This is a genomic window from Acidiphilium sp. 34-64-41, assembly GCF_002282635.1.
Classification (GTDB): domain Bacteria; phylum Pseudomonadota; class Alphaproteobacteria; order Acetobacterales; family Acetobacteraceae; genus Acidiphilium; species Acidiphilium rubrum.
This window is the reverse complement of the sequence record NZ_NCJX01000009.1, coordinates 21,603-46,316: the sequence shown is the minus strand read 5'-3', so window position 1 is coordinate 46,316 and position 24,714 is coordinate 21,603. Positions and strand designations below refer to the sequence as shown.

The following is a 24,714-nucleotide window of genomic DNA, read 5'->3' as shown; positions in this document are numbered from 1 at the left end:
GGGGGAAAGCCAGTTCGTCACGCTGGTGAATGTCAATGGCCGCCATGGCGGGGGCCACTAGCCCTAGTGGGTGTCTGAGTCAACCGGATAGGCACGGGTATAACTTCCGCATTGAACGAAAAAGCATCCGGCTATGACGTCAAACTGTTCACAGACGACACTGGTCCCGCCGCGACGGCTGCTGATTTAAATGTTCCGTATATCATGATCAACGAGAACTGGCGGAGACCGCCAGCGGAATCGACCGACCAAAAAAAGATCAAGGACCTTGAGAAAGATTTGGCGATATATCGAGCTCAGGAACCGAAGATTTCTATAGGAACTTGTGAAGGGGCAAATGAACACAGCACCTTAACGGTTACGAGAACGGTCGCCGAGCCACTGACGGACGAAGAGATCGAGTATCTCGTAAAATCCCTTTGCCTCACGCATCCTTTGGTCACGGACTTTACACCGCCTCCGACATCGAGCACCTCTGATCGTTCAGGTGAGGTGAAAATTGTTGTATATGAGTCCCCAGAAGAAGGACTCATCGCCGCCTACCATGACGTGACCTATCCTAAATGGGTCGGGGAATGTCGCGAATTGTTACAGAACTTCCACAATGGGAGGGGCGAAATTGAACCGCCCGTTGTGTTGAGTTGGCCCATGTCTAATAAAGGCACACGTCCAGCATCACATGTCCGCATTGAATTTGAAGCGACCGGACCGGTGGAGCTAATTCGTTTTCCCTTCGACATCCATGATGCTGAGGAATCTGACGCTTCGACAGCGACTGATCGCAAGGATATAGTAGCATTTAAGCGACTTCCATCGCCACCAACACCTCCGCCATTCCAAAAGCAGGTGACACGTGTGCCTGCGCCGATTACGACACAACCTGCACAGAATTTTGACCTAGCGGCATTTGCTGATCACGCCTTACTCCAAAATTACTTTGGGAAAACCGCAGACTTCTCCAAAGCCTTCGCATTGCCAGATTTAAAAGCGTTCAAAATGCCACATTTGATGGCCAATTCTGCGCACTCTGAAATTCAAAGATCCCTCGCGAACATAACTAAATCGTTACACCTTCCTCAACATATACTCGATAGTCAACGCCGCATCTCGATGCTGGAAGCATCTGCCTTCCGCCGCTTCCCCGATCCGGTCATTGAGCCGCCAAGCATCCCGCGGTTCGAACTTCCGAAGCCTCGCGATCCGGAAGCGTTCATTTATGATGATTGGCCCGCAGCTCAACAAGTAAAAAAGGGGACCGTGATCTGCGAGTTGTGGCGCCATCAAGCCGAAGAACACACTATCGACTTCATGGTAGCGTTCCTTTCAGATGGAGAGGCCCGGGGAACGGTCAAATGTACTGTTCACGCTGAAAATTTGACAAAACCGGAGTACGCAAGGGTGATTGTTGAGAGACGGGTCGAATTTATCAACATGATGAGTTTGGCGGAACATATGATCAAGAACTGCAGATGATTGGCAACCAGCGTAGGGTGGGGTGCTGATCTTTCACCAAATTCGCCACCCATCCCGTCCCCGCCGCCCCAATCGGCCAGACAATCCCGCGCGCCACCACGCGCGGAAACGATGAGAAAGGCCAATCCTCGGCGTTGCCGACCAGCCCATGCTTGACCGGGTTGAAGTGGACATAACCAATATGACGCCTGAAATCAGCAAGTAGGGTGGGGTGCTCTTCCGCACCCCACCACTTTTACCCCGCATCACACCTCCGGTTTTTCACCAAATTCGCCACCCATCCCGTCTCCGCCGCCCCAATCGGCCGCACAATCCCGCGCGCCACCACGCGCGGAAACGATGAGAACGGCCAATCCTTGGCATTGCCAACCAGCGCACGCTTCACCGGGTTGAAATAAACATAGTCGACGTGACGCCTCAAATCAGCCTCACCCCGTATCGTGTGCACCCAAAACCGGCGCTGCCACGCACCGCGTTCGCCCTTGGCAATCCGAGAGGGGGATCGGCTTTCACCTTTCGCAATTTTTGCCGAGACACCGCGCTTGATCAGAGCCCGCCGCGCCGGAAAATCACGATCGCCGTCCGGCAATGTCCATACCGCATGCAAATGCTCAGGCAGCACGACCTACGCGTCGATCATGAACGGATACAACGCGCGGGCTCGTGAAACAGCCGCCCGCAGGGCCCCCACCTCCCTGACCAGCAGGTCACCACGCCGATCCGCCAAGGCGACGGTGACGAAATACGTTCCTCCCTCGACGCGATTTCGCCGGTAATCTGGCGTTCATTGACAATTTCATTCTATGGCCGCCATCTCGGCTACGCTGACTATTTTTGCATGACATGGATAACGCAACCTTTAAGGATCACTTTGCCGGATGAGAGAACAAATATAGTTACGATTGCGATTCAGCGTTTCAGATACAACGACGATTCGATTATTTCCGCGATAATGGTAAAAAGTAACAAGACGTCAAATTTTTTCAAAGGCTTTGCGTTGGAAAACGCCCATGCCGGCATATTTCACGATAAATCTCCCACGCCGCCGGGCGTCTATCCGGGACGTATCAGGGCGGACGGTAAGCTTGGATGGCGTATTGAGCTACTGAACGTGCCTGGTCACGCGCATATCGAAATCCACCATGGCAATTTCCCCCAGAATTCAGAGGGTTGTTTTCTTCCAGGGTTAACTGAAAGCAGCAATTTCGTCGGCCATAGCGACGCAGCAATGCGCGCGATAAAATCAGTCATCGAAGCCGATCGCTCTGGTTCAATCGCCGTGCAGATTGTCGGAGGCACTTCGGCACCGTGAAAAAATTACCAGCGCTAGCCCTGATATCGATGACGCTCGTACTATTGACCAATTGCGCCGTTGCACAGCCTCAAGAGAACGGATCGCCCATAACGAATACGCTGGCCTGTCGCAATGCGCCCGGTGCGTTGAAGGTGCTTGAACGCGGCAACACCGGGAGAATCGATGAGGTTATTCAGTCGCTTCGATGCTATGATGGTTCGCAGGCAGAGGATGCTGAGGAGACATTGGGCAATCTTATGATATCCCATCCTCAGGCTGTGTTTTCGGCGCTGTCCAAAAGCAAAGTGCCTGCCAGTGTGATTGGCGGTATCGCTTCGAATCCACCCTCGCGGTTTGTCGATAATGTCTGCGGGCTTTTGCATTATCTGAATCAACGACTGTCGGCGATACGATCGCTTCGCGATTTTCCGCGCGAACAGGATATCGCGATCCGGTCGATTGTGAAATTCGAGAAACAGATTTCGGTGCATTGTCGCTAACGAAACTCTGCGAATGGCAGCCAGCGGGCGCGGTGCCCCTCCGCACCCCACCGCTTTCAACGCCCGTCGTCCGTCCGGTAGGTCACCACACTCACCATTCATCTCGTCAACGCTCCCCCAATCGGCTGGACAATCCCGCTTAGGCAACGACGATGGATTGATCACCGCCCACGGCGCGCCACGCCCGGTGTCGCCCGACCGGGAAGCGGTAATACTGCTGTCCCGCTGACTCCGGCGGGTGAAAAACAACGATACGTCAAAGTTAATAAAAATAACGCTTGCTTATCTACGCCCCAGCATGCTTATATCCGACCGTGGATAAAACCCCAGCCTCAGCCGTCTCGACCGTGCCGATCAACGCCAAACTACAAGGCGTGTTCGACCATGTCTCGGCTCAGCGCGGCGCCGATGCCCTGAGTGACGCAATCCTGGACCTCATCCTCACCATCCTGAACCTCCTGCGCTGCTTCCTCGAAACCAGCGCCTCACCAACCGCACCGGCACCCCACGGCCCTTCCCCCAACGCCGCCATCCGCCCGCAACCCGAAGCCACGACCCCCCGCCGCACCCCGGCCGCATCACCGCGTCCCGCACGCCGGCATCAGCGCCCGCCCGCCGCGAAGCTGCACACGCGCGCAACCCCCAAGCCCACACCAACCAAAGCCATCCCAACTCCCGCGACCGCGACGCTCGCCACCCCACCATCGCGCCAGGCCCGCCCGCCAAACCCACATCCGCGCCGCCAAAACACACGCCCAGAGGGCGCCCTCAAACACGCCTAAATCGTTACGATACCAAAACGAAAACTCAGTTCTTCCCACGCCCCGCCCGCACCCGCGCGATATTCGCCAATTGCTCATCGAACGTCCGGGCGAACACATGCCCACCCGTGCCGGTCGCCACGAAAAACAAATCCTGCGTCGCCGCCGGATGCAGCACCGCATCGATCGCCGCAATCCCCGGCGACGCAATCGGCCCCGGCGGCAAGCCATGGTGCAGATAGGTGTTATAGGCGCTCGGCGTCGCCAGATCATGGTCGGTAACCCGGTGGGGCAGGGCGGTCGCCCGCCCCTCGGTCACCGCGAAAATCACCGTCGGATCGGCCTGCAGCTTCATCCCCTGCGCCAGCCGGTTTTCATAAACCCCCGCGATTTTCGGCAACTCCGCCGCAACCGGCGTTTCCAGTTGCACGATCGAGGCCAGCGTCAGCGCCTGTTGCGGCGTCTGCACCGGCAAATCCGGCGCGCGCGCGCTCCAGGCAGCGGCCAGCGCCCTGGTCATGGCATGCTGCATCCGTCGCAGTATTCCCTGCCGCGTCGCGCCATAGACATAATCATAGGTCTGCGGCAGCACGCTGCCTTCGGGTGGTGGCACCACATGCCCGCTCGCTTCCGGCAGCGCATTGATGATCGCGGCAATCTGCGTCGCGGTCAGCCCTTCGGGAATCGTCGCCTTGTGCTGCACCACCGGCCCGAAGCGCAGCGTGTGCAGCACCCGCCGCAGACTGCCGTGCGCCACGAACTCAAACTCGCCCGCCCGCAAATTCCCCTGCCGCCGCGTAATCCAGGCCGCCAGTTCGAAAATCAGCGGATAGCGGATCACCCCGGCGCGGTTCAATGTCCGCGCCACCGCCGCGATACCACCCGGCGGCACCACCACATCCCGCGTCACCGCCAGCGCACCCGGCCCATCGTAGCTCTGCTGCACCGCCTGGTTGCCGATATTGGCCGAGACGACCAGCGCCATCAAAACCAAAATCAGCCGCCCGCGGGTGAACATCCGGCGCCGCCCGGTCAGTGCGCCTTGCGGAACAGGATCGAGGCATTGGTGCCGCCGAACCCGAAACTGTTCGACAGCACGACATCGATCTTGCGGCGCTGCGCGGTATGCGCCACCCGGTCGATCACGCTCGCCCGGCTCGGCTCATCCAGATTGAGGGTCGGCGGTGCGACCCCGTCGCGGATCGCGAGGATCGAAAACACCGCCTCGATCGCGCCGGCCGCGCCCAGCAGATGCCCGGTCGCCGATTTGGTCGAGGACATCGCAACGCCCCGCGCGGCATCGCCAAACAGGTTTTCAACCGCTTCCAACTCCAGATCATCGCCCATCGGCGTCGAAGTGCCATGCGCGTTGATGTACTGAATATCGCCCGGCACCAGCCCGCCCGATTTCAGCGCCGCCTTCATCGCCCGAAATGCGCCGTCATGATGATCGGCCGGTGCGGTGATATGATGCGCATCGCCCGACATGCCATAACCCGCGATCTCTGCGTAAATCTTGGCCCCACGCGCCTTGGCATGCTCGTATTCCTCAAGGAACACGACGCCCGAGCCCTCGCCCATCACGAACCCGTCGCGGTCCTTGTCCCACGGTCGCGAAGCCGCCTGGGGCCGGTCGTTGAACCCGGTCGAAAGCGCACGCGAGGCGCAGAACCCGGCAATCCCGAGCGCGCACACCGCCGCCTCGGCACCTCCAGCCAGCATGATATCGGCATCGCCCAGCGCGATCAGCCGCGCCGCATCGCCGATCGCGTGCACGCCGGTGGCACACGCCGTCACCGCCGAATGGTTCGGACCTTTCAGCCCGAACTTGATCGACACATTGCCCGAAACCAGGTTGACCAGCGCAGAGGGGATAAAAAACGGCGACAACCGCCGCGCCTTGCCCTCATGCACCAGCACCGAGGCTTCATAAATCGTCTGAAGACCGCCGATGCCCGAGCCGATCATGACACCGGCGGCGTAGCGATCTTCCTCGGTCTGGGGCACCCAGCCGCTGTCTTCCATCGCTTCGGTCGCCGCGACCATGCCAAGCTGGATGAACCGATCCATCTTTTTCTGGTCTTTGACGCCAACCCACTCGCCCAGCGTGAAACCGCCATCGGCACGCGTGCCAGGCGGCATCTGCCCGGCAACCTTGCACGGCAGATCGCTGGCATCGAAATCGGTGATCGCACCGATTCCGGAGTTGCCATTGATCAACCGCTGCCAGACCGGCTCGACTCCCACGCCCAGCGGACATGCGATTCCCATGCCGGTGACAACCACGCGCCGCATATTGTTACTCGGCCTTCTGCTTCTCGATGTAATCGATCGCGTCCTTGACCGTCGTGATCTTTTCGGCCGCGTCCTCGGGAATCTCGACGCCGAACGCCTCTTCGAACGCCATCACCAGCTCGACGGTATCAAGGCTGTCCGCGCCCAGATCATCGATGAAGGAGGCTTCCGGGGTTACTTTCGCTTCATCGACGCCGAGATGCTCGACAACGATCTTTTTTACCTTATCGGCGACTTCACTCATTCTCTGTGTGCTCCTGTAACGAAATTTTGGGCGGTCAATAGGCACGAATAGTCCGGAGACGTCATGGCCAGCGCCATGTTCCGGTTTAATTGCGAAAGTCCGGCGCGCTTAGCATGGTTCATCGTGCCGCGCCAACCATGGCGCCGCCCTGCTAGATCATCGCCATCCCACCGTTCACATGCAAGACCGAACCGGTCACCCAGCCCGCGGCATCGGATGCCAGATACGCCACGGCCGCCGCCACATCGGCGGGCTGGCCCAGCCGACCGAGCGGAATTTTGCCGGCCAGGGCAGCGCGCTGCTCCTCGGTCAGCGCATCGGTCATCGCGGTCTCGATGAAGCCCGGCGCCACCAGATTGATCGTGATGTTGCGCGAGGCAACCTCCTGCGCGAGCGCCTTGGTCAACCCGATCAGCCCGGCCTTGGCCGATGCGTAATTCGCCTGACCCGGATTGCCGGTCGAGCCGACGATGCTGCCGATATTGATGATCCGCCCGGCACGGCGCCGCATCATGAACTTCAGCGCCGCGCGCGACAGGCGGAACGGTGCCGCCAGATCAACATCGAGCACCTGTGCCCACGCCTCGTCGCTCATCCGCAAGGTCAGTCCATCGCGCGTCAGCCCAGCGTTGTTGACCAGAATATCCACCTTGCCCATCGCGGCCTCGGCGCCCACGATCAACGCCTCCGCCGCCTTCGGATCGGCCAGATCGGCGGCCTGCATATGGCTGCGCTCACCAAGCTCCGCCGCCAGCGCCGTCAGCGCCGCTTCACGCGTGCCCGACAGCATCACCGCCGCCCCCAGCCCGTGCAGCGTGCGCGCAATCGCCGCGCCAATGCCGCCGGACGCGCCGGTCACCAGCGCGGTCTTGCCATCAAGCCTGAACAGATCAGCCGACATGTTTGATCAAAGCCTCCAACTCCGCCGGCGTGCCGCAATTCAGTGCCTCGGCCTCCGGCGCGATCCGCCGGATCAGCCCGGACAGCACCTTGCCCGACCCAAGTTCGATGAACCGCGTCACCCCCAGGTCGACCATGGCCGCCACCGATTCGCGCCAGCGGACCGTCGCCGTCACCTGCTCGACCAACAACGCGGAAATCTCGCCCGGCAGCGTCGCCTTGGCCGCCGTCACATTCGCGATCAACGGCACCAGTGGCGCGCGCGGCGGTGTGGCTTCCAGCGCGAAGCGCATCGCCTCCGCCGCCGGCGCCATCAGCGCGCAATGAAACGGTGCCGAAACCGGCAGCTTCATCGCCCGCTTGACGCCGCGCGTCTTGGCGATCTCGATCGCCCGATCCACCGCCGCCGCCGCACCCGAAATCACCACCTGGCCGCCGCCGTTGTCGTTCGCGACCGATACCACCTCGCGCCCGGCCGGACCGCTCTCCGCCTCGGCGCAGATCGCGCTCGCGGCCTCCAGTTCAACGCCGAGCAGCGCGGCCATCGCCCCTTCGCCCGCCGGCACCGCGCGCTGCATCGCGTTGCCACGCACCCGCAGCAGCAGCGCCGCCTCGGCGACCGTGAACGCGCCTGCCGCCGCGAGAGCGGAATATTCACCCAAGGAATGCCCGGCCACCACCACGGCGCGCTCGCGCACCGCGATATGACCCTCTCGCTCCAGACAGCGCAGCACCGCCATCGACATCGCCATCAACGCCGGTTGGGCGTTCTCGGTCAGCGTCAATTCCTCGGCCGGACCCTCGAACATCAGGCGCGAGAGCTTCTGCTTCAGAACCTCGTCGACCTCGTCGAACACCTCGCGCGCCGGCGCGAACGCCGCCGCCAGATCGCGCCCCATGCCGACCGATTGACTGCCCTGACCCGGAAAAATAAAGGCGTTGACCGCCATGAACCCGTCTCCTGCTTTTCGGCGCGGGGTAGATTGGGACGGCGCGCAAGTCAATTCGGCGCTTGCCACCGCCGGGGGACGGGCGACCCGACGCGCGCGTCCGAAAGGTCTTCTTTTTTGAAAAAAAGCAGCAAAGAACTTTTGTTGGTTTGGAACTTCGGCGTTTTTGGCGTCTTTGCCAAAGACGCCACGTGCGGTCTGTTCGCGCGCCGCCGTTCGGCTCAGAAGTGACGTTCAAACACCTGAATCACATCACCCGGCGCGATCAACGCCGTCGCCGGAGCCCGGTATTCAGCCGAGCGCCCGTGCCGCACGCGAATGACCCCGACCCGCGACTGGACCGCCCGATAGGTAAAGCCATTGGCGATCGAAACCGCCGTCAGCACCGTCATGCCGGGCTCGAACGGATACTGGCCGGGCTTGTTGACTTCGCCCAGAATCGAAAACGGCCGATAACGCCGCACATCGACCGCAACCTCCGGCCGGCGCAGAATGCCGCGCCGCACCAGCCCCGCCGCAATCGCCCGGCCGAGCCCGGTTGCGGTATGGCCAGCCGCCCGCACCGGCCCGAGCAGCGGCACATCGATCATGCCGGCGGCGCTGACATCGTAATCGGCACTCAACTGCTTCTGGTCGAACACCACGACCCGCACCTGATCGCCGGTGCCAAGCCGGTAATTCCGCGCGGATGTCGTGGGCAACGGTGGCAGATTGCCGCCCGTCGCGCATCCGCCCAGCACCGCGACGCCCCAACTGGCCATTGTCCGCACGATCAGGCTTCGGCGCCGGTAAGACTCTCGCAGCATCATCATTTACAACCTTCGAGGGCAAACAGTCGGATCGCAACTTCAGATTGACTTAGCGTAGAATCGGGGCAACAATCACGCATTATTTGTTGCGTCGCACAAACCGCCCCGGTGAACCAATCCCATGACGAGCTCGGCTCACGCTGCTGAAGGTCCGTCGTCGATATGAGCGAGATCGGATCATTGTCGCCCGCCGCATCGCCCCGCCCGATCCTGGCCGGCGCCCTCACACTGCTGACCGCGCCCGACCCGCTGCAACCGCTCCGCGCCATCCGCCGCCATTGGCGTCTGACCGCGCTGATCACCATCGGCCTGCCGGCGCTCGTCGCCCTGGCGCTCACCCATCAGCCGCCCACCTATACCGCCTCTGGCACCCTGCTCTACGCGCCGCTCGACTTCAACCCGAAACTCCTGCGCGGCGTGCTCGAAACCAGCCAGGTGACCGACACGCTGATGACCAGCCAGATCGCCGTGGTGCGCAGCACCGCCGTGGTCGATACCATGATAAAGCAGCTCGATCTGGTGCATACCAAGGCGTTCGATCCCGCGCTGGCGCCCTCGCCGCGCTGGCGCCGCTGGCTCGGTCTGCCGCCCAGGCACGCCGCGCCGCTGTCGCAGCGGGCGCTCGTCGATCAGGTCCGCAACGATCTCGTGGTGACAGTGCCGTCGGGCTCGCAATTGTTGACCGTTTCGTTCAACAGCACCGACCCAAAGCTAGCCGCGCGGGCGGTCAATTGCGCGATGCAGACCTATCTCGATCGTCAGCGCGCGGATAATCTGGCGGTGCTCGACCACGCGCAAGCCTGGCTGAGCCGACGCGCCGCCGCAACCTCGGCAGTGCTGCGCGCACTCGATATCGCGATCGCCCGCGCCCGCGCCACCGCCGGCACCGAACGCGGCACCGGCGCTGCGCCGCTCACCAATCAGGAAGCCGGCCAGCTGACCGACAGCCTGGCCCGCGCCGAGACCGATCTGGCGGCCGCCAGCGCGCAATTGCAGGCGAGCGATGCCTCCGCCGGAACACCGGCCGCCGCGGCGGCGGCGATTGCGACCAACGTCGCGCCGATGCGCGCGCGGGCCGCCGAACTCGCCGCCCAGCTCGGCGCGCTCGCCAGCACCGAGGGACCGAATTATCCGGAATACCGCGCGGTTCGCCACCAGCTCGCGGCCCTGCAAGGCCAGATCGCCGCGGAGACCGCGCGTCAGGTCGAAGCGGCCCGTGCGACCATGCAGGTCGATCAGGCGCGCGTCGCCACCCTGAAGGCGGCGCTCGCCCGGCTGCGCCACCGCACCGCCGCCGAATCCATCCTCGCCGCCCCGCTCGCGAGCCTGCTCGAACAGCGCACCGCCGAGCGCAGCCTGCTGCGCGACCAGACCGAGCAGATCGGCACGCTCGAAAGCCAGAGCGTCCTGACCAGGCCGGACGCCAGGATCATCTCGCCCGCCGACACGCCGGACGCGCCGAGCGCGCCCCGCACCACCCTCATCATCGCAGGCGCGACCGTGCTCGGCTTCAGCCTCGGCATCATCGCAGCGCTCGCGGCGGATGTGCTGAACGGCAGTTTCCGCTCCGGCGGCGAGATCCGCACCGCACTCGATCTACCCTGCATCGCGCTGATCCCCGAGGTCACGCGGCGCGCCCGGCGCGGCCTCGCGCTGCCGGACTACACCAGGATGCACCCGTTTTCGCCGTTCAATGAGCAGATGCGCGCGCTGCGCACCAGCCTGTGGCTCGACCCGACCGCGCCGCGCAGCCTCGCGATCACGGCGGCGCGACCCAGCGAAGGCAAGACCACGCTCGCCGTCAGCCTCGCCGTCTCGCTCGCGGCCGGCGGCATGCGCGTGCTGGTGATCGATTGCGACATCCGCCAGCCGAGTTTCGATGCGGTGTTCAATCTTGGCGGCGCGCCGGGTCTGACCGATCATCTCGCCGGTCGCGTACCGTGCGATGCCGCCATCCACCGGATGCCCGATCTGCAACTCGATGTCATGCCCGCCGGCGCGGTTGCGGCCGATGCGCTGTCGCTGTTCATGGCGCCGTCGATGCGTGCATTGATGGTGGCGCTGCGCGAGCGCTATGATCTGGTGATCCTTGATCTGCCGCCGGTGTTCGCGCTCGCCGAAAGCCAGGTACTGGCCAAAGCCGCCGATGCCACGCTGCTGTGCATCCGCTGGGCGGAAACGCCGCGCCGGGTGGTTGCCGCCGCACTCGCCCTGCTCGATCAGGCGGGCATAAGGGTCGCCGGCACCATCCTGACCCGGGTCGATGGTGCGCGCCATGCCCGCGCCGGATTTGCCGATTCCGAACTCTATCATCCCCGCTATGGCGGTTATTTCAGACCTTGACGCCCGCGCGGCGGGGCGGCCGCGCACCGGGTTCAACGCCGCCGAAGCCGCCCTGCTGACCGGGGCCACGCTGCTGATGCTGTGGCCCGCGCTCTATAACGGGTTTCCGCTGATCTTCTCGGATACCGGCACGTATATTTCGCAGATGATGGAGCACCATCTCGGCTGGGACCGGCCGCCCTATTACAGCATGTTGCTGCTCGCGCTCGACTGGGGGCGCAACCTGTGGCCGCCGACGATCGCGCAATGCGCCGTTGCCGCCTGGATGATCCGGCGCACCCAGCGCATGGTGGTACCCCGCTCGGGCATCGGCGCCGGTGCCCTGCTGCTGGCCCCGCTCGCGTTGCTGACCGCGCTGCCCTGGACCGCGGCGCAGATCATGCCGGATATTTTCACCCCGCTGATGGTGCTGGCGTTCGCGGTTCTGGTGCTCGATGATCGGGTGACGCGCCGTGAGCGGAGTCTGCTGACCGTTCTGATCACCCTCGCGATCATGGCGCATCTCAGTAATCTGCCGATCTATGCGGGACTCTGCCTGTGCGTGCTGGTCCTGCGCCGCCGAGCGCGCCCACGCCCCGAGTGGAGGCGTCTGCTGCTGCCGCTGGCAATCGGCGTCACCGCGCTGGTCGGGGTCAATGTGATCGCCTCCGGCACGGTGTCGCCTTCGCCCTATGGCGGCACCTTCGTGCTCGCCCGCCTGCTCAGCGATGGTCCGGCGCGCACCACCCTGGCACAGGACTGCCCAACGCGGCACTGGGCCTTGTGCCGCTATCAGGCCGATCTGGCGCACAGCGCGGATTGGTTCCTGTGGACAGCGGACAGTCCGCTGTATCGCGCCGGTGGCCCGATCCGCCTGATCCGCCAGACAAACGCGATCGTCCGCGCCACCATCGCGGCGCACCCGGCCATCGTGCTGCGCAACGGCGTGCGCGACACACTGCGCCAGTTGATCACCTTTGCGCCGGGGAGCGGCCTGCGCCCATGGTCCGCCACGGCGGCGCCGACGATCCGGCGCGATCTCCCGGTCGCCGCAGTAAGGGCGTTCCTCGGCAGTCTTCAAGCCCGCCGACGCCTCGCGATCGGCGAGCCGCTCGCATCCATTGTTGCGACCGTCACGATCGCGGGCATCATCGCCACCCTGGGGTTCGTGCTGCTGGCAATCGTTCATGCCATCCGCCCCCTCCACGGAATTCGTGCGTTGCGTACCGCTGCCGCGCCGCTCGACGACCGGCTGATCGATGATCGCCTGTTCTTTCTCGCGGTTCTCGTGCTGCTGGCGCTGCTCGGCAATGCGGTGGTCACCGGCAGCCTGTCCGGCCCGCATGACCGCTATCAGAGCCGCATCGTCTGGCTCGCGGGACTGACCGGCGGTCTCGTGCTGGCACGATGCTACGCCGCATGGCGATCCCGGCCGACCAGCACCACCGCATAAAGCCGCCAGCGCGCAAAGCCGAACCGCCGCCGCCAATCGATCAGATGGCTGGCCCGAAACCGCATGCCGAAATGCAGATCGATCGCGGCGAGTTGCGCATCGTTGAAACTGCCAGCAAGCGCCGGCGGCACGGTTGCCAGAAACCGCGCGACGGCCACCGACCGCGCCATGGCCGGTTCACTCGGTCATCCGGTCGAGCGGTGGAAACGCGCGCAGAACGGTGCGCTTGAGCATGATCGGCCCGAGCATGCCCGCCAGCATCAGCGCGGCGAAGAAAGCCGGAAAATGATCGCCGTTCCAGCTCGTGACATGAAGCAGCAGCCCCTTGGTCAGGCCGATGAAGATCGTGTTGAACAAATAGATCATGAGTGAATACCGCCCGATGGTGACCAGTGTACGATCGGATGATAACCACGAAATCCTTACCAAAGAATGAAGAGCCGGCATCGCGAGCACACCGAACACCAATAATCGGGCATCGAACGGCCAGCGGTGGCCCGCCAGCGCGATCGCCGCAAAGCCGGTTGCGAACAGCGCGAGCAAGGGCCAGCGCCAGCGATCGATCCAGCCGGTCCAGCGCGTGCCCAGTGCGCCGGCACCGACGCCGAGCGCATAGAACAGCCCGTAGCGGCAGAGATCGGCGAGATAAAGGTGCCAGGGCGGGTTTGCCAATTCCAGCGCCGCGAACACCACGATCACCAGAACCAGCCGCCCGCGCAATACCCACGCGAGCATCGGCGTCATCAGGCTGAGCGCGCACAGCACGGCCAGATACCACAATGAATAGGCCGGGCTGCGCGCAGGGTTCCAGACCAGATCGATCAGCCCGGCGAGCAGGCTGCGCGGCGCGTTATCGACGAACATGAACCGTGCCGCCAGCATTTTGCCCGCAATGATCAGCGCGCCCATCAACACGAACGGCACGAGCAGCCGCCGCACGCGGCTCGCCGCCAGCCTTGCCCAGCCGGCCGGCAGTACCCTCACATGTCCGGCCAGAAATGAAACCATGCCGCTCAGATAGAAAAAGAACGGCATGTGGAACGCATACACCGCGCGGCGCAGCGGCTGATACCAGTGCACATGCGCCGGGTCCTGCCGCGCCACGATATGCCCGAACACCACCAGCGTGATCGCGAGCCCCTTGGCCCGATCGATATCGAGCCTGCGCATCAGACCGCGACCATGCCGTCCTGCGCCTCGATCAGCATGCCGCGGACGAAGCCGCTCGCGAACGCCGCCTTGCAGCGCAGGCCGATTTGGCTTGTGCTGTGCCGCGGCCAGAGCAGCCATGGCGTAAGCACCGCCGCGTGAACGGCCATCCGCCAGGCGCGCGCCATGCGCCGCTCGCCCAGTGCGGCCAGCATCACCGCCTCGGAAACGCCGCTCCAATACTGGCGGCGCACCAGCCAGTCCGGCCGCAACCGCTCGCGCGCGATTTCGTGATGCACCACCAGGGCGGGGTTGAAGCGCACCCGGAGATGCGCCTTGCGGAGGCGGCGCAGAATATAGGTTTCCTCGTTCGACAGCAGCAGCGTGCCGCGCCTGCCGAGGCAGGCGGGAAAGCCGCCGAACCGCGTCAACACATCGCGCCGGAACGCGATATTCGCGGCGAAGGGTTCGATATCGGCGCACGCGGCGGCGTCCGGTTCGACCGTGTCGATGATCGTCAGCACCGCCCGCAGCGATTGCGGCCACCACGCCGGCAGCAACGCCTGCCATTGCGGCAGAATCATGCCGCCGGTCGCGGCGAGGTCGGGGTCGTCTGCGATGCTCGCGAGCAGCACCACCACCCAGTCGGCCGCGGGCGTCGCGTCGTCATCAATATACGCGATCCATTGTCCGCGCGCGGCGGCCAGCGCGGCATTACGGGCAGCACTCAACCCGACCGACGCAAGACGCATATGCTCAACCCCATGCGCCATCGCAGCCCGCAGGATGGCTTCGGCCTCATCGCCGTCCGATCCGGAATCGACCACCAGCACGTCGACCGCCGGATGCGGCGGCCCAAGCCCCGCCAGGCACCGCGCCACCGCGTTGCTACGATTATGCGTGCAGATCGCCACGGTCAGTATCGCCGGCTCGGCACCGGTCGCAGCCTGGGATGATCTTCGCATCACGAAATCCTGTTTTCCCAGCGACATTCAATTAAGGGTTGTGTACCATGGCAGGGAATACAACCGGATTGCAATCGAAATCGATGACCAGACGGCACGAACAGGCCCAGGCAGGAACACGACGGCAGGATCGCTCTGTTGAAAAAAAGCAACAAAAAATGTCCGTGAACCCACGCCCCCGGCCCCACCAGCATCACCGCCCCAAAGGACAAAAGTTTTTTTGCTTCTTTTTTTCCAAAAAAAGAAGAATTTCCTTAACCTTCCTCCTGTTATCCTGTCCCCTGACCACAAATGCCCAATCGATCGGCGACCTGCTCCCCATCGCGGTTCCCGGCTTTTCAATCGCCGCCGGCGTCACCGCCGCGACGCGCCTGCATCAGGACAGCATTCCGCGCGGCATCACCGTCGGCATCACACCGGACGATCTGTTGGTCTATCCAAGCCTCACCACCACCGCCGGATTCGACAGCGCCCCCGGTGCGGCTGCCCAGGCGAGTGCGAACATCCGCCTGCAACCCACGGTACGGATCAGCGATGCCGCCCTTGGTCTCGCCGCGTTCGCCGGTGCGGATATCAACCGTTACCCAGGCGATCAGGCGGCCGCGGCCAACAACATCACCGCCGGCATCGGCCTCGATGTGCCGTTCGGCGCCGGCACCCTCACCCTGGGTGGCGCGCGCATCACCACCCAGGAATCCGCCCTCGGCACCAGCCAGGCCGATGCCAGCGCCCCGTTCGCCATCGTGTTGACCGCTGGCAGGGCCGCCGTTCGCCTGCCGCTCGGCGCGTTCGACACCACCAGCCGGATCGAGTTCAGCGACACCACGATCAACCGCACCACCTCGACCCTGCCGGCGCCGTTCCGCGCCCGCGCGCTTCTGCGCGCCTCGGGCGAACTCGCCACCGCGAACGATGGCGTGCTGCGCCTGCTCGCCCGGCTGAACCTCGATGTCGCGCGCTACAGCGGTGCGCTGGCCGGTGCCGGCATCTCGAACGCCACGACCATCGCGCTGCTCGGCGGGGCCGAAACCGCGCCGGGTCGCGCGCTGCGCCTGCGCGCGGTCGCCGGCATCGCCGAGCAACACTTTGCCGGCCCCACCACCGCGCCCGGCACCATCCCGGTCGCCTCGATCGGCCTGGGCTGGACGCCGGACCCCCTGATTGCCGCCGAACTCGATCTCAGCCGCGAGTCCGGCATCGACACCACGCTCGGCACCCAGGGCGAGCCGGTCACCACGCTGCATTTCGCCCTCGCGAACGCCTTCACCCGCACGACGCTGCTGACCGCCGCGATCGATGCCAGCGCCGGCACCATCGCCGGCCACCAGGCGCGCGAGACCAGCCTGCAACTCGGCGCCGCCTGGTCCTGGGCGCGCCATTTTTCGCTGCAACCCAGCCTGTCCTACGCAATCCGCCACAATCTGCCAGGATCGGCGCCGCACGAGATGCGCGTGATGCTGGCGCTCATCTGGGCGCCGTGATCGCGTCGATCCGTCTTGCCGACCGCCCGCATCTGCGCAATAAAATGTCACGCGTGACGATGGGGGATTCGGTGGCGGTGACAATGCGGCAACAACCGGCATGAGCGGCTTCCGCTCGGCAATCGATCGTCGCGCTGCGACCTTCGCGCAGAACCACAGCGCCATGCGTGCCCTGGTCGATCAGCTTGCGGCCGATGTCGCTGCCATCCGCACCGGCGGCGGTGAAGCAGCACGCGCCCGCCACGTCGCGCGCGGCAAATTGCTGGTGCGCGACCGCATCCGCCTGCTGATCGACCCAGCCTCGCCCTTTCTCGAGTTCTCCCAATTCGCCGGGCATGATCTCTACCCCGAGCCGGTCCCGGCCGGCGGCATCATCACCGGCATCGGCCGGGTTGCCGGGCGGGAATGCGTCATCGTCGCGAACGATGCGACGGTCAAAGGCGGCACCTATTTCCCGATCACCGTGAAAAAACACCTGCGCGCCCAGGCGATCGCGGCACAGAACCGGCTGCCCTGCCTCTATCTGGTCGATTCCGGGGGTGCCAACCTGCCGAACCAGGACGATGTCTTCCCCGATCGCGAGCATTTCGGCCGGATCTTCTACAATCAGGCCACGATGTCCGCCGCCGGCATTCCCCAAATCGCGGTGGTCATGGGCTCCTGCACCGCCGGTGGTGCCTATGTTCCCGCCATGGCGGATGAAAGCATCATCGTGCGCGACCAGGGCACGATTTTCCTGGCCGGCCCGCCGCTCGTCAAAGCCGCCACCGGCGAGATCGTCACGGCCGAAGACCTCGGCGGGGCCGATGTCCACACCAGGCTGTCCGGTGTCGCCGATCACTATGCCGAATCCGATGCGCACGCGCTCGGCATCGCCCGGCGCATCGTGGCGTCGCTCAACCTCGCCAAGCCACCGGCGCCCGCGCTGCGCACCCCGCGCCCGCCGCCCGGCGCGCCGGACGATATTTACGGCGTCATCCCGGCCGATCCGCGCGCCCAGTACGACGTGCGCGAGGTGATCCGCCTGATCGTCGATGACGGGTCGTTCGACGAATTCAAGCAGCGCTACGGCACCACGCTGGTCACCGCCTTCGCGCATCTCTGGGGCTATCCGGTCGGCATCATCGCCAATAACGGTGTGTTGTTTTCCGAAGCCGCGTTAAAGGGCGCGCATTTCATCGAGCTCTGCGCCCAGCGCGGCATTCCGTTGATTTTCCTGCAAAACATCACCGGCTTCATGGTCGGCCGGAAATACGAGGCCGGCGGCATCGCCAAGGATGGCGCCAAGCTGGTCACCGCCGTCGCCACCGCCAACGTGCCGAAATTCACAATCATCATCGGCGGCTCGTTCGGCGCCGGCAATTACGGCATGTGCGGCCGCGCCTATGATCCGCGCTTTCTGTGGATGTGGCCGAACGCGCGCATCTCCGTCATGGGCGGCGCCCAGGCGGCGGCGGTGCTGGCGCAGGTCCGGCGTGACAACATCGAGGCCAAGGGCGGCACCTGGAGTGAAGCCGACGAGGCCGAGTTCAAAGCCCCGATCGCCGCGCAATACGAAACCCAGGGCCACCCCTACTACGCCAGCGCCCGCCTGTGGGACGATGGCGTGATCGACCCCGCCGATACCCGCATGGTGCTCGGCCTCGGCCTGTCCGCCAGTCTCAACGCCCCCGTGCCGCCGACCCAATTCGGCCTGTTCCGGATGTGATGACCATGAACGGTCCCATCGATTTCCGCCTCGACGGCCTCGGCATCGCCACCGTCACGCTCGACCGCGCCGATCTGCACAACGCCTTCGACGATGCCATGATCATCGGCCTGATCGGCATCCTCGCCAAGGTCGCGACCGATGCCGAGATCAGCCTGATGGTCCTGCAAGGTCGCGGCAAGAGTTTTTCCGCCGGTGCCGATCTGAACTGGATGCGCCGAAGCGCCGCCTACACGCCCGATCAGAACCTGGCGGACGCGCAGGACCTCGCCCGCCTGATGCACGCGCTTTACACCATGCCCAAACCGACGATCGCCCTGGTCCAGGGTGGCGTCTTCGGCGGCGGCGTCGGCCTGGTCGCCTGCTGCGATATCGCCATCGCCACCACCGATGCCAAATTCAGCCTCTCCGAGGTCCGCCTCGGCCTGATCCCCGCCGTGATCAGCCCCTACGTGATCGAAGCGATCGGCGCGCGCCAGGCCAGGCGCTATTTCCAGACCGGCGAGATTTTCACCGCCGAGACCGCGCATCGCATCGGTCTGGTGCATGAGGTGGTCGCCCCCGAAGCCCTCCATGCCACGCGCGATGCGCTGATCGCCGCCCTGCAGCGCGGCGGCCCGCAGGCCAAGGCATCCGCCAAGGCGCTGATCGCCGAAGTGGCGGATCGCCCGATCGATCCGGCGCTGATCGCGCGCACCGCGCGGTTGATTTCCGAGCGCCGCGCCTCGGCCGAAGGGCGCGAGGGTCTGGCGGCGTTCCTCGAAAAACGCACCCCGTCCTGGCGGAGCGACTGAGCCATGATGTTCGACACAATCCTGATCGCCAATCGCGGCGAAATCGCCTGCCGCATCATCCGCACCGCGCGCCGCATGGGCATCCGCAGCATCGCGGTATTCTCCGAAGCCGATGGATCCGCCGCCCATGTCGCCCTGGCCGATGCCGCCGTCGCGATCGGCCCGGCCGCCGCGCGCGACAGCTATCTCGATGGTGCCCGCATCATCGCCGCCGCGCGCGAGGCCGGCGCGCAGGCGATCCACCCGGGCTATGGGTTTCTCAGCGAAAACGCGGCCTTCGCCGAAGCCTGCACCGCCGCCGGCCTGATCTTCATCGGCCCGCCCGCCGCCGCAATCCGCGCGATGGGCTCGAAATCCGCCGCCAAATCCCTGATGGAGCGGGCAGGGGTGCCGCTGGTGCCCGGCTATCACGGCACCGATCAGGCGCCCGACCGCTTGGCCGCTCATGCCGCATCCATCGGCTATCCCGTGCTGATCAAGGCCTCCGCCGGCGGCGGCGGCAAGGGCATGCGCATCGTGACCGCGCCGGCCGATTTCGCCGCGGCACTCGATCTCGCCAAGGGCGAGGCACGCGCCGCGTTCGGCGATGATCAGATCCTGATCGAAAAATACCTCACCCGGCCCCGCCACATCGAAATCCAGGTGTTCGCCGATACGCACGGCAACGTCGTCTCGCTGTTCGAGCGCGACTGCTCGATCCAGCGCCGCCACCAGAAAATCATCGAGGAAGCGCCAGCCCCGCTGATCTCCGACGATCAGCGCTTCACCATGGGCGAAGCCGCCTGTGCCGCCGCCCGCGCGATCGATTACGTCGGCGCCGGCACGGTCGAGTTCATCGCCGAGGGCGGCGATTTCCATTTCATGGAAATGAACACCCGCCTGCAGGTCGAGCACCCGGTCACCGAGCTGATCACCGGGCTCGATCTGGTCGAATGGCAATTCCGCGTCGCCGCCGGCGAGGCGCTGCCGCTGACCCAAAACGAGATCGAACGCACCGGCCACGCCATCGAAATCCGCCTCTACGCCGAAGACCCGCTGCGCGATTTCGCACCCTCGACCGGCACCATCCATCATCTGCGCCTGCCCGAACCCTCGGCGCATATCCGCATCGATGCCGGGGTGCGCCAGGGCGATGCGGTCTCGATCCATTACGACCCGATGATCGCCAAGCTGATCGCCTGGGACCACGATCGGGACAGCGCGATCCGCCATCTCGCCCGCGCGCTGGCCGCACTCGAAATCGATGGCGTGCGCACCAACCTGCCCCTGCTGCGCCGGATCATCGGCCACCCCGATTTCGCCGCCGCAGACCTCGATACCGGCTTCATCGCCCGCCATGAACACGTATTGCTCGCCCCCGCCGCGCCGGCATCACCCGCCGTCATCGCCGCCGCCGCGCACCGCTGGCTGCACGACCTGCCCCGCCACGCCGCACCATCCGACCCGCATTCGCCCTGGACACTGAAATCCGCCTGGCGCCTGAACGGTCCGGCCTATCAGGATGTCACCTTCGATGATGGCACGGCGCAATTCGACATCCGCATCCACCCCGCCGCCGCGGGCCAACTCACGATCGATCACGCCGGCGCCAGCACCACCGCAGCCATCGCGGTCCTGGCGGACGACCGCCTCGCCATCACCATCGATCGTCTCACCACCACGCTCACCGCCCTGCGCCACACCGATCCCGCACAGCACGACCATATCGTGATCTTTGCCGATGGCGCGCGCCACGCGCTTCGCATCGTCGATCCGTTCGCCGGCACCGGCACCGCGCACGCCGCCAGCGGCCTGGTCACCACACCCATGCCCGGCCGCGTCATCGGCGTCGGCGTCGCACCCGGCGATACCGTGGCGGCGGGCGACCTGCTGGTCACGGTCGAGGCGATGAAGGTGCAGTTCCGCATCACCGCACCGCGCGGCGGCGTGGTGACTGCCCTGTCATGCGCCGTCGGCGATCTGGTGGAAGATGGCGCCGAACTCGCCGTGATCGAACCCGCGCCGCGCCCGATCACCGGATAGACCGGCCGCATCGGCCCCAACCAGCCCTGACCCGTCGACGCTTCAAATCCGAAAACGGGATCGTAATCCCATGATCGGGATCGCGGGCGCGCACCCACGGCCAAATCCATCCCGCTTTGCCGCGCCATCCACGCCAACCCCGCATGGCACAGGATTTGCTCTCAGCGATGTAACCGCCTGGGAGCCACGATGCCTGATTTCCAAATCCCCGAACGCGTCCAGCGCCGCGTGCTGCGCCAGCGCCGCGCCACTTTGGCGGCACTTGCCGTCCTCGGCCTCGCTCTGGTCGCAGCCCTCGTGGTCATCCTACCCTCCGGCCCATCGGTCGCGCGCGATTCGCTGGTCATCGCGCAGGTGCGGCAGGGGCGGTTCCTCGTGCGGGTGCAGGCGCCCGGCGTGCTGCGGCCGCGTGGGGAACGTTTCGTCACGGCATCGGTGCCCGGCGTCGTGGCGCGCGTGCTGGTGCGGCCGGGCGATGTGGTCACCCGGTCGAGCGTCTTGGTCCGGCTGGTCAATCCGCATCTGCGATCCGCCCTGATCGCCGCACAATCGGATCTGGCTGATGCCAAGGCAACCCGCGCCTCGCTGGCCGCCACGCTCGATAACACGCGCCTGACCCTGGCGGCCGAACGCGCCACCGCCCGCGCCGCCGCCGAGGCCGCCGCCCTGCGCGCCCAGGCCGAACGCGGCCTCGCGGCCGAACACGTCGTGGCGCAGCTCGACTATCGCAAAACCATCCTCGAAGCCGCGACCGCGCGCGAACAGGTGGCGCTGACCCAGCAGCGCATCGCCGCCTTCGCGCGCAATCAGGCGGCCCAGCTCGCGGCCCAACAGGCGCGGCTCGCGGCGTTTCAGGCGGCGTTGGCGGAAGCGCAGGCCAATGTCGCGTCCCTCGCGGTCGGCGCGGGTGAGGCCGGCGTGGTGCAGAGCGTCGCGGCCCAGCCGGGTCAGACCCTGGCCTTGGGCGGCGCCGTCGCAAAAATCGCGAGCCTCGCCGATCTGAAGGCGGCGCTCGATGTCGCGCCGAGCGAGGCGGGCGAGGTCGCTTCAGGCCAATCGGCCAGCATCCGCCTGAACGATCAAGGCGAAAGTCGCATCACAGGCATCGTCACCCGCGTCTCGCCCGCGGTCGAGCACGGCAGCGTGCGGGTCGATGTGAAACTGCCGACGCATCTGCCCCCCGGCACCAGGCCCGATCTCGCGGTGCTGGGCGATATCGATGTCACGACCATCGCCAACACGCTCTCGGTCGCCCGGCCGGTCGATGCGCGGCCCGATAGCGCGGCCATCGTGTATCGGCTGGTCGATGGCGGACACAAGGCCATCCCGGTCCGCGTCCGTTTTGGTACCACCTCGGCCAACGCCATCCAGGTGCTCGCGGGTCTGCACGCCGGGGACCGGATCATCGTGTCCGATACCGGCAGTTTCGTCGGCAAACCGATGATCCGCATCCGATGAGGCGGGCAGGGGTCCTCATGGCGCTGGCAGCCGCCCTGCCGGGCAACGCCCACGCCGCGAGCCTATGGACCGTCTGGCAGGCGGCGCGCGCGAACGATCCGGCATTTCTGGCGGCCTCCGCACAGCTGCGCGCGGCGGCCACCGCGCAACCCACCGCCCTCGCGGCGCTGCTGCCGCAATTCACCGTCGCGGCGGCGGCCGGGCCGCAGAACCAGGCGTTCGAAGGTGCCGATTTCTACGGCAGCGGCTTCGAGCCGACCCGCCAGGATCAGCGGATCGGCGTCTCCACCTGGCAGGCCACGCTGAGCCAGACCCTGTTCGACTGGAGCCAGATCAAAACCCTCCAAGCCGCCGGATTTTCCGTGCAGCAAGCCGCCGCCACCTATCAGGCCCGGCTCGAGGCTCTGAACGTCCGGGTGATCACCGATTACGTCGCGGTGCTGGCCGCCAGCGATGATCTGGCCTCGCTGCGCGCGGCGGCACGGGGCTTCGCGCTGCAATATCACGATGCCGAAGCGCGTTACCGCGCCGGCATGGACGGGGTGATCGGCGCCGATGAATCCCGCGCCGCCGCTCGCTCGATCGAGGCACAGGTGGTCCAGGCCCAGACCAGCCTGATCGCCGCCCGCGAGACCTTGGCGGCACTCACCGGCGATCAGGTGCAGGTAAGCGGGGCGCTCCCTGTCGCCCTGGCCCTGCCGGCACCCGGCCGCATCGCCACCTGGCTCGCCCGCGCCGCCAGCGGCAACCCGACCCTCGCGGCGGCAAAACTCACCGTGCACGACGATGCGGCGCTGATCGCGGCGGCGCGTGGGGCCTACCTGCCGAGCATCTCGCTCCAGTTGCAGCACACCCATACCGCCCAGGGTGGCCGCGCGGGCTATGCCTTTTTCGGCCAGGGCATCACCGGCCCGGCCTATTCGCTGCAACAGGGCAATGCGGTGACGGTGCAGATGAACTGGAACGTCTTTTCCGGCGGCGCGACCCGCGCGGCGGTCGATCAGGCCCGTGCCCGGCGCGACGCGGCGGCGGCCAACGCCGCAACCGCGCGGCTCACCGTGATCCGCACGGTGCGGACCGATTATTTCGCCGTCCTGCTCGATCGCGCCCGCCTCGCCGCCGCCCGTGCTGCGGCAACGGCGGCGGCCCGCGCGGTGCAGGCGGCGGCGGATGGCGTGCGCGCCGGCCTGATCAGCGCGAGCGACCTGATCGCCGATCGCCAGGCGCTCCTGTCCGCGCAACTGGCGCTGCACGCCGCGGTGGTTGCCGCCATCGACCACGAAACCGGCCTCGCCCAGGCGGCCGGCAGCGCGACACCGTTGCTGGTGCGCCGCATCTCGACGATTTTAACCACGCACGCCCCGCATCAGGAGAAGTGACCATGACCGAAACCGTCATCGACGTGATCGATCTGAAAAAAATCTACCGCACCGATCAGGTCGAAACCCATGCGCTGGCCGGGGTCGATCTCGCGGTCAAGCGCGGCGAATACGTCGCGGTCACCGGCCCGTCGGGATGCGGCAAATCGACCCTGATGGCGATCCTCGGCCTGCTCGATGATCCATCCGCCGGGGTCTATCGCTTGGCCGGCCATGATGCGGCGCATCTGCGTGAACGCGACCGCGCCATTTTCCGCAACCGCCACATCGGCTTCGTGTTCCAGGCGTTCAACCTGATCGGCGATCTGAGCGTCGCGGAAAACGTCGCCCTGCCGCTGATCTATCGCGGCGGCATCGCCAAGGCCGCGCGCGATGAGCGGGTCGCCGCCATCCTGTCGGACATCGGCATGGCCCACCGCGCGCAGCACTACCCCGCGCAACTATCGGGCGGCCAGCAGCAGCGCGTCGCGATCGCCCGCGCCCTGGTGACCGAGCCCGACATCATCCTCGCCGACGAACCCACCGGCAACCTCGATTCCAAAGCCGGCGAGGCGGTGATGGCGCTGCTCGAAGATCTGAACACGAACAAGGGTGCGACCATCCTGATGGTCACGCACGACCTGCACTACGCCCGCCGCGCCCGCCGCATCGTCCGGCTCTCCGACGGCCAGGTGGTCGACGAAAGCTTCGGCGAAGCGGTGGTGGCGCTGCACAAGGAAGATGATCATCTGCCGGGCGCCGCATGATGATCGGCGCC

Annotated in this window: 23 protein-coding genes; 13 read left to right on the top strand and 10 right to left on the bottom strand. The window is 65.5% G+C overall.

Features of this window, described 5'->3' with window-relative positions; translation table 11 throughout:
* The first annotated feature begins 111 nt into the window (after positions 1 to 111).
* A complete protein-coding gene (locus B7X49_RS02795) occupies positions 112 to 1,473 on the top strand; it encodes a hypothetical protein (protein WP_286703151.1) in 1,362 nt (453 codons plus the stop codon).
* A gap of 235 nt (positions 1,474 to 1,708) precedes the next feature.
* Here the strand turns inward: B7X49_RS02795 and B7X49_RS02790 are convergent, their stop codons facing one another.
* Positions 1,709 to 2,095 (bottom strand): REP-associated tyrosine transposase, encoded by a 387-nt coding sequence (locus B7X49_RS02790; RefSeq protein WP_286703150.1) that lies wholly within the window; start codon positions 2,093 to 2,095, stop codon positions 1,709 to 1,711.
* A 165-nt stretch (positions 2,096 to 2,260) separates the two neighbouring features.
* Here B7X49_RS02790 and B7X49_RS02785 point away from each other — a divergent pair, with 165 nt between their 5' ends.
* From B7X49_RS02785 to B7X49_RS02775, 3 genes are all read left to right on the top strand, one after another.
* Positions 2,261 to 2,785: a DUF5675 family protein gene (locus tag B7X49_RS02785; RefSeq protein WP_286838210.1), complete on the top strand. Its 525-nt coding sequence runs from the start codon at positions 2,261 to 2,263 to the stop codon at positions 2,783 to 2,785.
* Complete coding sequence (locus tag B7X49_RS02780) at positions 2,782 to 3,267, top strand: hypothetical protein (RefSeq protein ID WP_286703148.1); 486 nt, start codon at positions 2,782 to 2,784, stop codon at positions 3,265 to 3,267. The genes B7X49_RS02785 and B7X49_RS02780 overlap by 4 nt, the downstream gene beginning before the upstream one ends.
* Before the next feature lie 314 nt (positions 3,268 to 3,581).
* Complete coding sequence (locus B7X49_RS02775) at positions 3,582 to 4,049, top strand: hypothetical protein (protein ID WP_286703147.1); 468 nt, start codon at positions 3,582 to 3,584, stop codon at positions 4,047 to 4,049.
* A 25-nt stretch (positions 4,050 to 4,074) separates the two neighbouring features.
* On the opposite strand, the gene mltG is transcribed toward B7X49_RS02775, so the two are convergent.
* The 6 genes from mltG to B7X49_RS02745 form a co-directional block, all read right to left on the bottom strand.
* A complete protein-coding gene (gene mltG, locus B7X49_RS02770; RefSeq protein WP_286703146.1) occupies positions 4,075 to 5,046 on the bottom strand; it encodes an endolytic transglycosylase MltG in 972 nt (323 codons plus the stop codon).
* 14 nt (positions 5,047 to 5,060) lie between these two features.
* On the bottom strand, positions 5,061 to 6,323 hold the full coding sequence (fabF, locus tag B7X49_RS02765) for a beta-ketoacyl-ACP synthase II (RefSeq protein ID WP_286838207.1): 1,263 nt from the start codon (positions 6,321 to 6,323) through the stop codon (positions 5,061 to 5,063).
* Positions 6,324 to 6,327: 4 nt separating this feature from the next.
* A complete protein-coding gene (locus tag B7X49_RS02760; RefSeq protein WP_029310940.1) occupies positions 6,328 to 6,567 on the bottom strand; it encodes an acyl carrier protein in 240 nt (79 codons plus the stop codon).
* A gap of 151 nt (positions 6,568 to 6,718) precedes the next feature.
* A complete protein-coding gene (fabG, locus tag B7X49_RS02755; RefSeq protein ID WP_286703152.1) occupies positions 6,719 to 7,456 on the bottom strand; it encodes a 3-oxoacyl-[acyl-carrier-protein] reductase in 738 nt (245 codons plus the stop codon).
* A gap of 1 nt (position 7,457) precedes the next feature.
* Positions 7,458 to 8,417, bottom strand: coding sequence for an ACP S-malonyltransferase (fabD, locus tag B7X49_RS02750; RefSeq protein WP_286703144.1), 960 nt, complete (start codon positions 8,415 to 8,417; stop codon positions 7,458 to 7,460).
* Between the two features lie 221 nt (positions 8,418 to 8,638).
* Positions 8,639 to 9,229, bottom strand: coding sequence for a polysaccharide biosynthesis/export family protein (locus B7X49_RS02745; protein ID WP_286838205.1), 591 nt, complete (start codon positions 9,227 to 9,229; stop codon positions 8,639 to 8,641).
* A gap of 159 nt (positions 9,230 to 9,388) precedes the next feature.
* Here B7X49_RS02745 and B7X49_RS02740 point away from each other — a divergent pair, with 159 nt between their 5' ends.
* Both B7X49_RS02740 and B7X49_RS02735 read left to right on the top strand, forming a co-directional pair.
* Positions 9,389 to 11,569 (top strand): polysaccharide biosynthesis tyrosine autokinase, encoded by a 2,181-nt coding sequence (locus tag B7X49_RS02740; protein ID WP_286703142.1) that lies wholly within the window; start codon positions 9,389 to 9,391, stop codon positions 11,567 to 11,569.
* The gene (locus B7X49_RS02735; RefSeq protein ID WP_286703141.1) at positions 11,547 to 13,001 is read left to right on the top strand and encodes a hypothetical protein; all 1,455 of its coding nucleotides are present in this window, start codon (positions 11,547 to 11,549) and stop codon (positions 12,999 to 13,001) included. Before B7X49_RS02740 ends, B7X49_RS02735 begins: the two co-directional genes overlap by 23 nt.
* Here B7X49_RS02735 and B7X49_RS02730 read toward each other — a convergent pair.
* From B7X49_RS02730 to B7X49_RS02720, 3 genes are read right to left on the bottom strand one after another with little or no spacing between them, the layout of a single operon-like run.
* Positions 12,959 to 13,171 carry a hypothetical protein gene (locus B7X49_RS02730; protein ID WP_029310934.1) on the bottom strand — a complete coding sequence of 71 codons (213 nt, stop codon included), beginning with the start codon at positions 13,169 to 13,171 and terminating at the stop codon, positions 12,959 to 12,961. The two genes, B7X49_RS02735 and B7X49_RS02730, sit on opposite strands and share 43 nt — an antisense overlap.
* Positions 13,172 to 13,178: 7 nt before the next feature.
* Complete coding sequence (locus B7X49_RS02725) at positions 13,179 to 14,171, bottom strand: acyltransferase family protein (RefSeq protein WP_286703140.1); 993 nt, start codon at positions 14,169 to 14,171, stop codon at positions 13,179 to 13,181.
* On the bottom strand, positions 14,171 to 15,142 hold the full coding sequence (locus B7X49_RS02720; protein ID WP_286703139.1) for a glycosyltransferase family 2 protein: 972 nt from the start codon (positions 15,140 to 15,142) through the stop codon (positions 14,171 to 14,173). Before B7X49_RS02720 ends, B7X49_RS02725 begins: the two co-directional genes overlap by 1 nt.
* A 137-nt stretch (positions 15,143 to 15,279) precedes the next feature.
* Between B7X49_RS02720 and B7X49_RS02715 the strand changes: the two genes are divergently transcribed.
* The 7 genes from B7X49_RS02715 to B7X49_RS02685 all read left to right on the top strand — a co-directional run bounded on the left by B7X49_RS02715 (position 15,280) and on the right by B7X49_RS02685 (position 24,703).
* On the top strand, positions 15,280 to 16,596 hold the full coding sequence (locus tag B7X49_RS02715) for an outer membrane beta-barrel protein (protein WP_286838201.1): 1,317 nt from the start codon (positions 15,280 to 15,282) through the stop codon (positions 16,594 to 16,596).
* Positions 16,597 to 16,696: 100 nt separating this feature from the next.
* A complete protein-coding gene (locus B7X49_RS02710) occupies positions 16,697 to 18,304 on the top strand; it encodes a carboxyl transferase domain-containing protein (RefSeq protein WP_286703137.1) in 1,608 nt (535 codons plus the stop codon).
* A 5-nt stretch (positions 18,305 to 18,309) separates the two neighbouring features.
* Positions 18,310 to 19,098: an enoyl-CoA hydratase-related protein gene (locus tag B7X49_RS02705; protein WP_286703136.1), complete on the top strand. Its 789-nt coding sequence runs from the start codon at positions 18,310 to 18,312 to the stop codon at positions 19,096 to 19,098.
* A gap of 6 nt (positions 19,099 to 19,104) precedes the next feature.
* Positions 19,105 to 21,120, top strand: coding sequence for an acetyl-CoA carboxylase biotin carboxylase subunit (locus B7X49_RS02700; protein ID WP_286703135.1), 2,016 nt, complete (start codon positions 19,105 to 19,107; stop codon positions 21,118 to 21,120).
* Between the two features lie 189 nt (positions 21,121 to 21,309).
* Positions 21,310 to 22,578: an efflux RND transporter periplasmic adaptor subunit gene (locus B7X49_RS02695; RefSeq protein WP_286703134.1), complete on the top strand. Its 1,269-nt coding sequence runs from the start codon at positions 21,310 to 21,312 to the stop codon at positions 22,576 to 22,578.
* 17 nt (positions 22,579 to 22,595) lie between these two features.
* Positions 22,596 to 23,957, top strand: a complete 1,362-nt coding sequence (locus B7X49_RS02690; RefSeq protein ID WP_286838198.1) for a TolC family protein — start codon at positions 22,596 to 22,598, stop codon at positions 23,955 to 23,957.
* A gap of 2 nt (positions 23,958 to 23,959) precedes the next feature.
* The gene (locus B7X49_RS02685; protein ID WP_286703132.1) at positions 23,960 to 24,703 is read left to right on the top strand and encodes an ABC transporter ATP-binding protein; all 744 of its coding nucleotides are present in this window, start codon (positions 23,960 to 23,962) and stop codon (positions 24,701 to 24,703) included.
* The last annotated feature ends 11 nt before the right edge of the window (positions 24,704 to 24,714 follow it).